Annotated in this window: 5 protein-coding genes; 2 read left to right on the top strand and 3 right to left on the bottom strand. The window is 61.6% G+C overall.

The features are described from left to right. Positions 1-70: 70 nt before the first annotated feature. Positions 71-664 carry a tRNA-uridine aminocarboxypropyltransferase gene (locus PCLY_RS12485; protein ID WP_061240054.1) on the top strand — a complete coding sequence of 198 codons (594 nt, stop codon included), beginning with the start codon at positions 71-73 and terminating at the stop codon, positions 662-664. Positions 665-811: 147 nt separating this feature from the next. Here PCLY_RS12485 and PCLY_RS12480 read toward each other — a convergent pair whose 3' ends face one another. The 3 genes from PCLY_RS12480 to PCLY_RS12470 form a co-directional block, all read right to left on the bottom strand. Further along, on the bottom strand, positions 812-2,170 hold the full coding sequence (locus tag PCLY_RS12480; RefSeq protein WP_061239774.1) for an HlyD family type I secretion periplasmic adaptor subunit: 1,359 nt from the start codon (positions 2,168-2,170) through the stop codon (positions 812-814). Between the two features lie 12 nt (positions 2,171-2,182). Then, entirely contained in the window at positions 2,183-4,333 is a 2,151-nt protein-coding gene (locus PCLY_RS12475; RefSeq protein WP_156458596.1) for a type I secretion system permease/ATPase, read from the bottom strand. Between the two features lie 87 nt (positions 4,334-4,420). Beyond that, positions 4,421-5,776, bottom strand: a complete 1,356-nt coding sequence (locus PCLY_RS12470) for a TolC family outer membrane protein (RefSeq protein WP_061239769.1) — start codon at positions 5,774-5,776, stop codon at positions 4,421-4,423. A 446-nt stretch (positions 5,777-6,222) separates the two neighbouring features. Between PCLY_RS12470 and PCLY_RS12465 the strand changes: the two genes are divergently transcribed. Beyond that, positions 6,223-15,708, top strand: coding sequence for a retention module-containing protein (locus tag PCLY_RS12465; protein WP_061239767.1), 9,486 nt, complete (start codon positions 6,223-6,225; stop codon positions 15,706-15,708). Positions 15,709-15,710 lie beyond the last annotated feature (2 nt).

Here is a 15,710-nt window from a genome sequence, read left to right as displayed (position 1 = left end):
GGCACGTTGAACGCGGCCCCGATTGCAACTGCGCTACGCTGCCGCTCGGCGTTCTGGCACACTGCGCGGCATGCCTCGCCCTATCTGCTCCCGCTGCCAGCGCCCGCTCAGCCATTGCCTGTGCCCGCTGATCCCCAATATCGACAGCCGTACTCGCGTGCTCATCCTGCAGCATCCGAGCGAGGTCGGTCATGCCCTCAATACCGCTCGCCTGGCTGCACTTGGACTGCGCAACGCCGAGTTGCGGGTGGGCGAGGTATTCGATGATCTGCCGCAGTTGCTGGCGCAGCCTGGGTATCGGGCGTGCCTGCTGTTTCCCGGCGAAGAGGCCATCGCCCTGAGCGCTTATGCGCCCGAGGAGAAGCCCTTGCTGCTGGTAGTGCCGGATGGCACCTGGCGCAAGGCGCGCAAGCTGTTGCACCTCAATCCATTGCTGGCAGCGTTGCCGCGCGTGAGCCTGGCGGCCGTGGCCCCGTCGCGCTACCGCCTGCGCAAGGCGGCGGAAGAGGGCGCGCTATCGACCATCGAGGCGGTCGTCGCGGCGCTCGATACGCTCGAGGCACCACAGGATTTCGCTGCCTTGCTCAGGCCGTTCGATGCGCTGATCGAAGGGCAGATCGCGGCGATGGGAGAAGAGGTCTTTATCCGCAATCACCAGCGCTAACGAGCTGCGCCCGGCGAACGCTACGGTAGCGTTCGGCCGCGTGGCCCGGATGTAATCCGTGAGCGCGCCAATGCAATGCTCGCTGATAAGGGCGATGCAGGGGCATGCAGGGTATCGATTCGGCTACGCAACGTGCGCGGCAGGTATTCAACGTTCGCGCATGGCTTCGGAGCGGGCCTTGAGCACGGGCTTGAGCAGGTAGGCCAGCACGCTTTTCTCGCCGGTAATGATGTCCACCGTGGCGACCATGCCGGGAATGATCAGCAGCGGGTGTTCTTCGCTGCCTAGATGGCTTTTATCCGTGCGTACCTGAATCAGGTAGAAGCTGTTGCCTTCCTCGTCGGTGATGGTATCGGCGCTGATCAGCTCCAGGTTGGCCTTGAGGCCACCGTAGATGGTGTAGTCGTAGGCGGTGAACTTGACCATGGCCTTCTGCCCCGGATGCAAGAAGGCGACATCCTGCGGGCGTACCTTGGCCTCGATCAGCAGGCTGTCGTCCAGTGGCACGATTTCCAGCATGTCGCTGCCAGGCTGAACCACGCCACCGATGGTGTTGACCTTGAGCTGCTTGATCACCCCGCGTACCGGTGACACCACGGTGGTGCGGGTCACCTTGTCCTGAATGGCGACGCTGGTGGCGGTGATCTTCTGCAGTTCGGTGCGCACTTCGTTGAGTTCCTTGAAGGCGTCGGCGCGAAAGCCAAGCTCGGATTCCTGCATCTTGCTCTTGATCTCCGCCATGGCCGCTTCGGCACGTGGAATGGCCAGGTTGGTCGCCTCCAGGGCGCCACGCTGCTCCACCAGGCTGCGGCGCAGGCGCAGAACCTCCACTTGCGAGATGGCGCCGGAGGCAACCAATGGCTGTGACATGTTCAGCTCTTGCTGCAACAGGCCCAGGCTGGAGCGGTATTGCTGCGCCTTGGAGCGAAACTCGGCGAGCTCCTGTTCCTTCTGCCGCAACTGTTCGTTCAGGGTGCGCTGCTCGCTCCTGAGACGCTGCTGCCGTGAGCGATACAGGGCCAGTTCGTCTTCGGCCAGTTGCGGAGCGGTCTGAGTGATCTCTTCGGGCAGTGCCGGCTCGCGACCTTCGGCCTCAGCGCCGAGCCGCTCCAGGCGGGCCATCAGTGCCAGCCGGTCGGCCTCGGTTTCGCCGCGATTGGACAAAAAGCGCGTGTCGTCCAGACGCAGCAGCGTATCGCCCTTGTCCACCACCTGACCGTCGCGGACGAATATCTCGCTGACGATGCCGCCTTCGAGGTTCTGGATCACCTGTACCTTGCTCGAAGGGATGGCTTTGCCCTGACCAGTGGTGACTTCCTCCAGTACGGCGAAGTGCGCCCAAACCAGTGCTGCCAGCAGGCAGGCACAGACCGACCACACGGTGAAGCGCGTCAACCAGGGAGAGTCCTCGAGGATGGCGCCTTCCACTTCCGGCATGAACTCGGTGTCCTGGCGCTTTTCTCGCAAGCTGCCGAAATAATTGCCGAGACTCTGAGGCGTGTGCATCTGGCATCGCTCCTACAGGCTGGCCGGGCCGACACGGCCCTTGCGCAGAGCTTCGATCACCGACTCCTTCGGTCCATCGGCCACGACGCGGCCGTTGTCCAGCACGGCCAGGCGGTCTACCAGGCTGAGCATGGAGGCGCGATGGGTGATGATGATCAGGGTCTTGCCCTGCACATGGGAATGCAGGCGTTGACGCAGCAGGTCTTCGCTGGTGTTGTCCATGGCGCTGGTCGGTTCGTCGAGCACCAGAATCGGTGGGTCGAGCAGTAGCGCGCGGGCCAGCAGCACCGATTGACGCTGGCCGCCGGAGAGCAGTTGGCCGCGCTCGCCCACCGGGCGGTCGAAGCCTTGCGGATGTTGCCGTGCCAGGTCCACTACACCGGTCAACTCCGCTACTTCGAGCATGCGCGAGTCGTCGATGTAGCGCGCGCCCAGGGTCAGGTTGTCACGCAGGCTGCCGGCCAGCAGCGGCAGGTCGTGAGACACGTAACCGATCTGGTGGCGCAGGTCGGCGACATCCAGTTGGCGCAGGTCCAGGTTGTCGAGAAGGATCTGGCCCTCGTCCGCGCTGTAGAACGCCATCAACAGGCGGGCGAGGGTGCTCTTGCCCGAACCGCTACGGCCGATGATGCCGAGGCGTTCACCGGCGCCGAGACGCAGGCTGACGTTGTTCAGCGCCGGCGCATTTTGCCCAGGGTAGGTAAAGCTGATCTGGCGCAGTTCCAGGGTCCCTTTGAGTTGGGTGCGATCCAGTGGGCGCTGCTTTTCCTGGCGCTCCTGGGGCAGGGCCATCAGGGCGTCGGTGCTGGTCATGGTCAGGCGCGCCTGCTGATAGCGGGTGATCAGCCCGGCGATCTGTCCCAGTGGCGCGAGAATGCGGCTACCGAGCATGTAGCAGGCTACCAGTGCGCCGACGCTGAGGTTGCCGGCGATGATCAGGTACACCCCGCCGACGATGGTGGCCATGCCGGCGAACTGTTGCAGGAACAGCGTGCCGTTGGTGGCCAGTGCGGCCAGGAACTTGGCATGCCCGTCCAGGCGGGTCAGGGCACCGTGGGTCTGTTCCCACTGATGTTGACGTTCGCTCTCGGCGCTGCACGCCTTGAGCATCTCCAGGCCGCCCAGGGTCTCGATCAGCAGCGCCTGGCGCTGCGAGCCGAGTTGCAGGCTCTTCTGCACGGTGTCGCGCAGGCGCGCCTGGATGATGAAGGCGAACAGTGCGGTCAGCGGGAACGCCAGCATCGGGATGAACACCAGCGGGCCGCCGATCAGGCCGATCACCAGCAGCATCAACAGGGAGAAGGGCAGGTCGATCAGACTGGTCAGCGTCACGGCGGTGAGGAAGTCGCGCAGGCCCTGGAAGTCGTGGATGCTCTGGGCGAAGCCGCCGACGGTGGCGGGCCTGGCTTTCATCGACATGCCGGTGATGCGCTCGAACAGGGTGGCCGAGAGCACCACGTCGGTCTTCTTGCCGGCTGTGTCCAGCAGATGGGCGCGCAACACCTTGAGCAGCAGCTCGAAGCCGGTGCCGATCAACAGACCGATGGCCAGGACCCAGAGCGTCGCGGTGGCCTGGTTGGGCACCACGCGGTCGTAGGTCTGCATGACGAACAGCGGCACCATCAGGCCCAGCAGGTTGATCAGCAGACTGGCCAGCACGGCGTCGGCATACAGCCAGCGCGACAGCTTCAGGGTGTCGCGGAACCAGGCTTCGATGCGCGGTACCAGCGGGGTGCGGGCTTCTTCCAGTTCGTGTCGTGGGCGGGCGAAGAAGGCCTGGCCACTGTACTCGGCGGCCAGTTGTTCACGGCTGACCCACTGTTCGCCGCCATCCGTCTCACAAGGCAGGATCTGCGCCTGCTGCTTGGGCCCCCACTGGCGCAGCACGGCGCTGCGACCATCCTTGAGTAGTAACAGCACCGGCAGGTTTAGCGCTGAAATGCTGGCCAGGTTGCGTTGTAGCAGGCGGCCCTGCAGCCCCGCTCGCGCCGCGGCGCGCGGCAGCAACTCAGGGCTCAGACGTTGCGCCGGCAGAGGCAGGCCTGCAGTCAGGCTGCCACGGCTGACCGAGCAGCCATGCAGCCGGCAGAGGATCAACAAACCATCCAACAACGGATCGTCGTGACTGAGCCGTGGATCACTGGCCGGCTCTGGTCGTTCCATGGTGGTCAATGTCTACTACTCCTCAGGTCAGTTCAGCCCTTTGCTGCGCGTCGGGCCCGCGTATTCACGCGGACCTTCGGGGCGTAACTACTTCATTTCCGGCAAGCGGGCTTCGCTCTTCACTTCAGTGAGGGCTACTGCTTCTGCCGGGACTACGACCTGTTGCTGACGCAGCAGATCACCCATGGCCGCGACGACGCGGTACATCGAGAACTCCTCGCCGTAGCGAACCTCGGTGTAGCGGCGGTTGGCGGTGAACAGTTCGTTTTCGCTGTCGAGCAGGTCGAGCAGGGTGCGTTGGCCCAGACTGAACTGCTGCTGATAGGCCTCGCGAACCCGTGAGGTGTAGTCCGCGTAGTCACGTGCCTTGGGGGTTTGCAGGCGTGCGTTCTGCATGGCGTTCCAGGCCAGCGAGAGGTTTTCGTTGAGCACCCGCAGGGCGTTATTGCGGATGTCCATCGACTCGTTGATCTGGTGCGCGGCCGACTGTAGCCGGGCCTTGTCGCGCATGCCGTTGAACAGGTTGTAGTTCATCACCACCGCAGCTCGCCAGGTGTTGTAGTGGCCTTCGTCACCCTGCACGTTGTCATCGGCCGAGGTGGCCAGTTCCACGTCGAAGCGCGGGTAGAAGGGCGACTTGGCGACTTCGTACTGCTTCTCGGCGGCGTTGACGTCAGCCTGCGCTGACTTCAGGAAGGGGTTGTTGTCCATCACCGTCTGGCGGGCCGCGAGCAGGTCGTCCGGTATGTTGCCCTTGATCGTCACGGGGGATTCGAGTTGATCCGGCACGCGCCCGACCGCGCTGAAGAAGTTGGCTTCGGCGTCGGCCAGGTTGACCTCTTCGGTATAGAGATTGTTCTGCGCCAGAGCCAGGCGGGCCTCGGACTGATCCAGATCCGCAGTGCTGCCGACGCCTTGACGGCTACGCAGCCCGATCTGGTCGTTGATGCGTTGGTGGGCCTGCAGATTGTTGCGCGCCAGGGCAACCATCTCGCGGCGCATCAGCACGTCCAGATAGACCTCGACGGTACGCAGGGCAAGACTTTCGGAAGTGCCCAGCAGGCGGTAAGCACGTGAGTTGACCACGGCCTCGGTGCGGGCGACTTCGTTGGGCGTGTTGAAACCGTCGAACAGCATCTGCCGCAGGCGCAACTCCGCGTTGCGATAGTTGAGGGTTTCCGTGTTGTGGTCACCCAGAGCCCGGGTGCTGGGGCTATCGGTGTTCTGCCGGCCGTATCCGACCAGCAGGTCGACGGTTGGCAGGTAGCCACCTTTGGCGAATTTCACGTCCTCATCCGATGCCAGGCGGCTGTTGGACGCGGCATGAATCTCTGGATGGTTGTCCAGCGTGCTTTGGATCGCTTCCGTGAGGTTCATGGCGTATGCCTGACTGCAGACTGTCGCCAAAAGCATGGCGCTCCATAGTGGGGATAGGGTGCGCATTGGCGTTTCTCCTGACTGAAGTTCTTATCCTGTCGCCATAAAAATGGCGTTTTTATCTGTCAAACCGTTTCAGGCTTGTAACATCAGAGCTAAGAACAACTTTTGAGAAACCTAAGATGATTTTTTCACAACCCCTATTCGGAAAAAATCTTATGAAGTCTGCGAAAAGCAGCACATTGTTTGAAAGTGTTAGCTGCGCAAGTGCTCATTTTTCATGGGCTTCGCAGTTGCAGTGGGCAGTCAGGCATCAAAATCGGGGAATCATCTGATGGAGTAGTTCGACGCATGCTGTGGTGACATTTTATTGTCAGTAGCGTTTTTTGGGATTTTGCGCCGTTCCATTTCAGTCAGCTGTCAGGGCTCGCTCCCCGGCTTCGAAAAGGTGTTCTGACCCTTTCGGTAGGTACGTGTCGGCGGTGGTCGGCAGCTGTAGTGAGGATGGAATCATGGCTACTCTCATCGGTATCGTCAGTCAGGTCGTCGGCGAGGTTTTCGCGGTAGCGAGCGATGGATCGCGCCGGCCTGTCAGCGAGGGCGATCGCGTCTACTCGGGGGAGCAACTGGTGACCGGTGCGACCGGCGCGGTGGCTGTCTCCATGGCCAATGGACAGCAACTGACCCTCGGCCGCGATAGCAGCATCACCCTCGATGCTCAGATGCTTGCATATCGGGGTGAATCCCAGGCTCCGGTGGTCGAGGCGCCGCAGTCTCCCAGCGACGATGACCTGACGGATGTCGAACGCTTGCAGGCCGCGATCGAGGCTGGCGATGACCCGACTCAGCAGGGTGAGGCGACCGCAGCCGGGCCGGGCGCCGGTGCAGGCGGCGCTGGCGGTGCCGGTGGTGGCAACTCCTTCGTGCTGCTGACCGAAGTGGGTGGCGCACTCGATCCAGTCATTGGCTTTCCCACTGAGGGCCTCAACAGCGGCCCTGAATTTCCCGAGGCTGAGCCCATCGCGCTGGCCGAACCTGCAGTCGATGGCATCCCCACCGGTGGCACTGCGTCCAATCAGGTGGATGAAGAAGGCTTGCCCGACGGTATCGTTGGCGGCGTGAATGACCTGGATGGTGAGGCCACGCTGGTAACCGGAACACTGGGTTATGACTTCGGCCCAGATGGGCCCGGTACCTTTACCTGGTCAACTGTTGGTCTCGCTGCTCTTGGCGTCACTTCAGCCGGGGTAGCACTGACTTACAGCGTAAGTGCTGATGGCCTGACGCTCACTGCCTACGCGGGGGAAACCGTGGTTTTCGTCGCCCAGGTCACCAATCTGGCGACAGGCACTTATCAGTTCGAGTTGTTGGCGACGCTGGACCATGCAGCGCCAGAGGGCGGCAGTGACGAGAACGACATCCTCTACCTGTTCAACTACACCATCACCGACGGCAATGGCACACCTGCGACGGGTAGCCTGAGTATCCTGATCGATGACGACAGCCCGGTGGCGATGCTCTCGCTCAATGAGCAGTCCGAAGGTGTGTCACACGACGAGACCGCGGGTCTGCAGGACAGTGACAGACCTCTGGGAGAGCTGCCGGGGGCATTTGCCGCACTCGGCAGCGCGATGGGCTGGTCGAGAAGTACAGAGGCTGTGGTCAGCACGGCCGGTAGCAGCTACGGCGCGGACAATCATGCCGCAGCCAGCACGGTCATCAGCCTGGCCATCACCGGTGGCGACGGCATCGACTCCGGGCTCAAAACGACCCTTGGAGAAAGCATCTACCTGTTCAAGGAGGGCGACCTCATCGTCGGACGGGTGGGTGACGCTGACGGCGATGCTGCATTCGCGGTGATGATCGACCCAAGCTCTGGCGTGCTGAGCCTGGCCCAGTACCTGTCGCTGCAGCACCCGATTGGTGGAAGCAGCCATGACGAGGCCATCAGCCTGCTACTCGATGGCGGGGAAGGCGAGTCGGTCAACCTGATCCAGGCGGTGGTGACGGTGACTGACAGTGACGGCGACGTGGCCGTCAGTGAGGGTGTCGGTGTTGGCCAGCTGATTCAGTTCGAGGACGATGGCCCGCGGATTCTCTGCTTCGAGCTGGAGCGGGTCAAAATCGTCGCCGACGAGTCGGTTGGCCTGGGTGGGTCATTGAAGGATGAGTTTGGCGGCCATGCCTGGCCCATGGATGAGTGGGGCCAGGGTGCCGGTGTCATCGGCCATGCCGAGGTCAAGGGCGAAGAGTTGTTCCGTCTGCACGTAGATGGCGGCGCGGATGGTGAGGAAACCAGCAGACGCACCTTCGAGTTCATCTTCACGGAGGGCACTTTCTCCGGCCTGAGTGCCACCGATGGCGGCGCAATCAGCCTGTTTGCCGGTGACGACGGTGATGTGCTCGGCAAAGACAGCGATGGGCAGACGGTTTTCCGTATCAGCATCAATGAGGAAACCGGCGACGTCGAGCTTTGGCAGTACGAGGCGATCAACCACGGGTACGACCACAACGACCACGATGCGCTGAAGACGCTGGCCAAGAATGTCCTGGGCGTGAAGGTTACGGTGTACGACGGTGATGGCGACAGTACGAGTGAAACCGTCGATCTGGGCAAGGTGGTCGGTTTCGAGGACGACGGTCCGAAAGTCACCTGCTTCGAATTGCAGAAATGGGTCAAGGTGGTGGCCGATGAGTCGGTTGGCCTCGGAGGCTCGTTGAAAGATGAACTGGGCGGTCACGCCTGGCCTGCGGACGAGTGGGGGCATGGGGCTGACGTGATCGGCTATGCCAAGGTCAAGGGCGAGGACCTGTTCAAGTTGCAGGTCGATGCCGGATCCGATGGCGAGAACACCAGCAAGCGCAGCTTCGAGTTCAGTTTCAGTAGTGGCGCCTGGTCCGGGCTGTTCGCTACCGATGGCGGCATCATCAAGCTGTATGCCGACGGTGATGATGTGATTGGCCGCGATGCGGACGGCGATGTGGTGTTCCGCATCCGCATCGATGAACAGAGCGGCGATATTCAGCTGTGGCAATACGAGGCCATCAACCACGGTAACGACGGCAATGACCATGACAGCCTGCTCACGTTGAAGTCAGGCGCATTGGGCGTGAAGGTCACGGTCTATGACAAAGACGGCGACTATGATCGCTCGGACCGAGTCGACCTGGGCAAGGTGATCGGCTTCGAAGACGATGGCCCGAAAGTCACCTGCTTCGAATTGCAGAAATGGGTCAAGGTGGTGGCCGATGAGTCGGTCGGTACCGATGGTTCGGGCAAGGACGAGAAAGGCTATACCAAGCCCAACGACGAGGCTGGTCAACCTGACCATGTGATCGGCTATGCGCGAGTGAAAGGCGAGGACCTGTTCAAACTGCAGGTCGATGGCGGCTCGGATGGCGAAGATACCAGCCGCCGCAGCTTCGAATTCAGCTTCAGCAATGGCGCCTTCTCCGGGCTCTACGCTACTGACGGCGGCGCCATCAAGTTGTGGGCATACGGTGACGATGTCGTCGGCATCGACAGCAAAGGTGACGTCGTATTCCGTATTCGTATCGACGAGCAGGATGGCGATATCCAGCTGTGGCAGTACGAAGCGATCAATCATGGTTACGACGGTAACGACCATGACAGCTTGAAAAGCCTGGCCTCGGGCGTGCTGGGTGTGAAGGTCACGGTCTACGACAAGGACGGCGACTACGATCGCTCAGACCGTGTCGACCTGGGCAAGGTGATCGGCTTCGAAGACGATGGTCCGTCAGTCGATCATTACAGCACGGTGTACGTCGATGAGGATGGCGCGGCGGCACAGGGTGCATTGCCACTGCCCGATGCCAACGATGGCGGCCCGGGCGATTCCGGCTATGACGTTGCAGACACCGGTAGCCTGGGTATCGATGCTGGCTCCGATGGCCTGAAGAGCCTGAGCTTCAACGAAGGTGCAGCCAAGACCATTTCCGGGCAGCCAGTCACTTCTGGCGGGCATGCGGTGATGCTGGACTGGCAACCCGGAGCGGGTGGTGAGGGCGGTACGCTCGAAGGCTACTACATGACGGACTCGGGCAAGGTTACCGTTTTCACCTTGCAGGTCGCGGCCAACAATCAGGATTACACCTTTACTCTGAAAGCGCCGCTGGACCACAAGGTTGCGGGTACCGAGGACGAGTTGCTCCTCAAGCTAGGCTTCACCGTCAAGGATGGTGACAACGATGTTGCCAGCGGCATGGTGAAAGTGGTGGTCGATGACGACACCCCGATACTCGCTGATGTGGGCCCGGAACATTGCCTGACGCTGACTTACCAGGGCGGCGATGCCTCGTACGCCAACAGCTACGGCTATTACATCAAGGGGGATGGCGGACAGCCGGTCAGTGGCCAGGTCGTCTGGGGCAATACCACCTTGCTGAGCGTTGGCGAGTTCATCACCCTGCACGGCCTGGATCCGGATTCCGTAGGGTTCTTCATCATTCCCAATGGGGGCGCTAATGGTGTCGCTGACGGCACCGACGTGACCTTCCAGTTGGTCGACGGTCAGTGGCAGGCCTTCGTTGGCGATACCGCACTCGACGGCGCCGGTGGAGCCAACGTGGTGTTCGATGACCCGACCTTAAATCCCAGCGCCATGGAGCATGTTCAGGACAATGGCGCGCCCGGTAACCAGAACTGGGAAGACGTCAACGCTGGTGGCGACAACGACTACAACGACGTGAATATCCAGGCCACCTGGACCGCGAAGGCACCGGTGGGAGGCACGGTGCATGAAGACTTGCTGAGCGACCCTCACCCAGGCAACCCGGATGCGGGCAGCCAGACGCTGGTGGTGAGCACCGCTCTTGGTGCCGCCAGTCTGACCTCCCTGGTTGCCTTCGGTGCCGATGGCCCCGGCAGCTTCGGCTTGGTCGACACCGATACCGCCGCGATGCTGCTGAACGATCAGGGCCTTACTTCGGGTGGTGAGCCGTTGACCTATGTCGTCAGCGAGCAAGTCGTCGATGGCGAGGTGGTTAGCACGACGCTCACGGCAACGGCCGGCGCAGGGTATGAGGTGTTCACCCTGGTCATTCATGCCAACGGTGACTTCAGCTTCGAACTGCAGGGGCCGCTGGACCATCCACAAGCGGACGGCAACGACTCCGAGCTCTGGGCGAGTGGTGGCGTTACGGGCATTGACTTCACTGCCCTGTTGACGGCTACCGACGGTGACGAGGATCCCGTCCAGATACCGGCTGGTACCAAGGGTCTGTTCGTGATTAATGTCGAAGACGATGTGCCGACGCTGTGCGTGGATGTCGATCAGCAGGGGCTCGGGCAATTGCAGGCCACTCTGGACGAAACCCGTGGAGCGGTTGACCAATACGCCGACAATGACGATACCTCTCAGGATTACAGCAACGATGATGTGCCGCCCGCGCTGGCGCAGTTCACCACTCAAGTGGTTGGTGGCCTGGCAGCGTTGTTCGGCGTGACGGCTAGCGCTGGGGCGGACGGCGCGGCGTCGCAGAGCGCGGTACTGAGCTTCGCCGGGATTCCGGAAGAAGGCTTGGCTACCAATCTGCTGGCAACCGAAGGGGGGGCCATCAAGCTGATTATCGATCCAGACGACAGCTCAACCGTACTGGGCATCGATACAGCGGATAACACGGTCTTCAGCATCGCCATCGTGACCGTCGATGGTAAGCCTCAGTTGCAGACCACCTTGTTTGAGGCCATCAAGCACCCGGACAACGACCAGCGTTTCGATGAGGCCGTGGATCTGTTGCTGCAAGGAGACGGGGCGCTGAAACTGCAGTACGAGGTGACGCTTGTAGACGGCGACGACGACAGCGTAACCAAGACTGGTGAGATCGATCTGGTGAACGACGAGACATCCTACTTCTCGTTCCAGGACGACGGCCCGACGGCTGCTCTGATGTCCAATGTCGCTGTTCCTCTGGCCATTCTTGACGAAACGCGGCCGGTGGGTACGGATATCGGCGGTAGCCATGCGGCTTTTGGTGATGACTCGGTGACGGTTGATTTCACCGCCAATTTCGACACCAGCAACGCGGTTTATGGCTCCGACGGGCCCGGCGCGATCACCTACAGCCTGGAGTTGACCGGCACGGATGTCGCGACTGGCTTGTTTGGTCTGGATCCATCCGACCGCTCGGCAACGGACGGTGATGGTTTCGGTCGTGGCGAGGCCATTGTGCTCGATCAGCTGTCACCGGGAGTAGTAGTAGGGGTCGGCGCGATCAGCGGCGACACCTATTTCAGCATCGAGCAGGTGGGCAGCAACGGCGAGCTCAAATTCACCCAGGTGAAGAACATCTGGCATGCCGATGCGAGTGATGCCGACGACAGTGCGACGCTGACGCTGGCCAATGCCGACGCGCTACAACTGGTGCAGACGGTGACTGATGGCGACGGCGACAGCCATAGCGTTGGCCTCAATCTGGGGCAGGGCGTGTTCGTGATCGAGGACGATGGCCCCCAGGCCCAGGACAACTCGATCTGCGTCAGCGAAACCAATGCGCCGCCCTTCAACCTGGTTCTGGTGATCGACACCTCCGGCAGCATGGTGCCGCCGTCGTCCAATCGGCTGGCTCTGGCCAAGGCTGCCTTGGTCAACATGCTGCAGAGCTACGAAAGCCTGGGCGTCCCACTCAATATCTCGGTGATCGACTTCGAATCCAACGCTCAACTGGTGGTGACTAACGCGTCCGATGTCGACAGCGTCATCAGCACCATTCAGGGCCTGGGAGGTGGCGGCGGCACCGACTACAACGATGCATTGACTCTGGCGCAGAGTCATCTCAGCAGCAATATCACTAGCCCGAGTTTGGCGGGTTACGAGCACCGGGTTTACTTCCTTTCCGATGGCGAACCCAACGAAGGGGGTGTGCCTGCGGGCTGGGAGACATTCGTCAATACCAACGACGTCGAGGTTTTTGCCGTAGGTCTGGATGTCTCGGGCAACGCGGCGGCGATCAACGCGCTGCAGCAGGTCGAGGATAATGACGAGGCGCCGACTCTGGTGAACTCTGCGACCGACCTCAACGCAACCTTGCAGGCTACGGTACCGACGCCGGTGACCGGCAACGTCGTCAGCGATGTCGATCCGGTGAGTGGCGTGGATCACCTGAGCAGCGACGAACCCGTGCTGGTGACCCAGATCAGTTTCGTGGTCAGTGATGTCAGCCCATACCAGAGTGGCAGCAACCCGGCCGACGCGATCAGTGGCAACACGGTGACCTACTACGTCCAGGCTGGCACCACCGGGGTGATCGTCACCCCATTGGGCGGCAGTCTGGTGGTCAGGGCCGATGGCAGCTACAGCTACACGCCGCCGCTGAACGTCTCTGCCGACAGTCTGGAGCAATTTACCTACACCATCGTCGATGGTGACGGTGACAGCTCCAGCGCCAATCTGAACATCTGTGTGCTCGATACCAGCCCGCTTACTGCGAACCTGGTGCATGAGGACGCGCTGAGCCCCAATGGCCTGGCCAACGACGGGCCTGCGGTCACCCAGGCAACAGGCGACCTGTCCGGAGTGGTTGCCGATAGTGCCGGCGTCAGCTTTGGGCTAAGCGGGGGAGCAATCGCAGGGCTGACTTCCAATGGCGTACCGGTGACCTTCAGCGTTCAGGGCAACATGCTGGTCGCCAGCGCCGGGGCGGGTAACCCAGTGTTCACCTTTACCCTGCAGAGCAACGGCCAGTATGAGCTCAACCTGCTGGGGCCAGTCGATCACCCTGCCGGTGGCGACGATGAGCAGGTGATGGTGCTTGATCTGAGCGGCTTTATCACGGCCAGCAACGGCTCTGGCAGTGTGCCGCTGGTGCGTGACTTCCAGATCGCCATCGAGGACGACATGCCGGTTGCCCAACCGCAGACTCTCACGGGGCAGGTCTCCGGCGGAGTGGATACCAACCTGATGCTGATTCTCGATGTGTCAGGCAGCATGACCTCCGGTGCCGGCTTCGATGGCCTGAACCGTCTGGAGGCGGTGAAACTGGCAGCCATCGAGTTGATCGAACGCTACGAGGCTCTGGGCGAGGTGAAGATCACCCTGGTGACCTTCGCAGCCGGTGGCTATGAGCAGAAGGTCTGGGTGGACTTCCAGGAAGCCAAGGCGGCGATTCTGGATCTGACTGCCGGTGGTGGCACTTACTACGATTCGGCGGTGGCCCAGGCCCAGACCAGCTTCGTCAAGGATGGTGCACTTGGCGGTGCGCAGAACGTTTCCTACTTCCTCTCCGATGGCAACCCGGACCCGTCCAACCGTGATCTGTCCACCACCGAGCGGCAAGCATGGGAGAACTTCCTCAACACCCAGGATATCCGCTCCTACGCTCTGGGCTTCGGGGGATCGACCCTGGCGGCGTTGAATCAGGTGGCCTATGACGGTACTGGCTCCGGCAGCGACGACAACGGTGTACTGATCACCGATATGAGTCAGCTTGGCGCGGTGCTGGGGGCTACCGCGACGGCACAACCCATAGTCGGTAACCTGGCCGAGCCATCCGGTGTCTCGACCTTCGGCGCCGATGGCGGCTTCGTGCTGTCCATCACCGTCAACGATACCGTTTACACCTACGACCCGTCGGCTGGCGGCTCGATCAGCGCGGGACCGGGAGCCAACACCTGGAGCTTCGACACCTCGAGCAACGAGTTGCAGGTGATCACCGATCTGGGCGGTCGCATTCGCGTGGACATGGACAGCGGAGCGTTCGTCTATACGCCGCCAGTGAGTGCTGGCTTGGTCAGCGAGAGCATCGACTTCGTCCTGCAGGACAACGACGGTGACAGATCCGGTTCGAGCCTCGACCTGAGTGTCGATCTGCGGCTTCAGACTCTGGTCGCGCGCGACGATACGGTGCTGACCAACGACTCCAGCCAGGTCTGGATTCCCAAATGGGCGCTGTTGGTCAACGATACCGGCCCGTACGGTGCCCGCCCCAGTTTTGGCAGCATCTCCCTGGCGACCATTGCCGGCCTGTCGCTGATTGCTCAGGCCGGGGAAAATCTGACCTTCAACGATACCGGAGTCAGTGGTGGTGGTTTCAGTTACACGGCCAACGCCGGCAGCAGTAGCGATGATGCCTGGGTCAGCGTGACCTATGACTCGGGTACCATCAACGGCACCTACCAGAACGAAATCCTGATCGGCCGCGACGCAAGCAAAGACAGCCTCAAAGGCGGGGACGGCGACGACATCCTGATCGGGCGTGGTGGTAACGACGAGCTCGAAGGTGGTTACGGCGACGACCTGCTGGTCGGTGGTGCGGGGGGCGATGTCCTCGATGGCGGCGAAGGCAACGATACCGCCAGTTACCTGGATGCCGGTTCGGGCGTGCAGATCACGCTGAGCAACTCGGGTAATGCCAGTGGCGGAAACGTTGGCGGAGGCGCCTCCGGCGACAACCTAAGCAGCATCGAAAACCTGATCGGTTCGAACTTCAACGATCACCTCATCGGCGGCAATCAGGACAACGTGCTCAGCGGCCTGTTAGGCAATGACACACTGTATGGGGGCGGCGGCAACGATGTGCTGATCGGCGGTCGTGGTAACGACATCCTGAGCGGTGGATCGGCGAACAACAGCAGTGGTCAGGACACCTTCGTCTGGCTCAATGGCGATGCCGATGGTGGTGTCGATACGGTGCTCAACTTCGTGCGCAACTTCAATGGCTCGAGCAACGGTGATCGCCTGGATCTCGCCGATCTGCTGGTTGGTGAGCATGGCTCCGCCGGCGATGTTGGCAACCTGCTCAACTACCTGCAGATCACCTCCAGTCAGCTATCTGGGGTGGGAAATAGTGCGTGGGATACCACGATCAAGGTCAGTGCCATGGGCACGGGCGATTTCAGCAGCCCCGATCAGACCATCGTGTTGCAGGACGTCAACCTGCTGGGTGACAGCAACGTGGGTGGGTACGGTGCCGGGGGCAATACCGGCAGCGTGATACTGGCCATGCTCAACGACGGTACGTTAAATGTAGATACCGTCTGACC

Source organism: Ectopseudomonas composti (assembly GCF_001567565.1).
Lineage (GTDB): Bacteria > Pseudomonadota > Gammaproteobacteria > Pseudomonadales > Pseudomonadaceae > Aquipseudomonas > Aquipseudomonas composti_A.
Note: the sequence above shows the minus strand (reverse complement) of the source record. Positions and strands in the feature narration are given on the sequence as shown.

Coding starts and splice junctions, on each gene's coding strand:
- PCLY_RS12485 (WP_061240054.1), top strand. CDS start 71: ATGCCTCGCCCTATCTGCTCCCGCTGCCAGCGCCCGCTCAGCCATTGC.
- PCLY_RS12480 (WP_061239774.1), bottom strand. CDS start 2,170: ATGCACACGCCTCAGAGTCTCGGCAATTATTTCGGCAGCTTGCGAGAA.
- PCLY_RS12475 (WP_156458596.1), bottom strand. CDS start 4,333: ATGGAACGACCAGAGCCGGCCAGTGATCCACGGCTCAGTCACGACGAT.
- PCLY_RS12470 (WP_061239769.1), bottom strand. CDS start 5,776: ATGCGCACCCTATCCCCACTATGGAGCGCCATGCTTTTGGCGACAGTC.
- PCLY_RS12465 (WP_061239767.1), top strand. CDS start 6,223: ATGGCTACTCTCATCGGTATCGTCAGTCAGGTCGTCGGCGAGGTTTTC.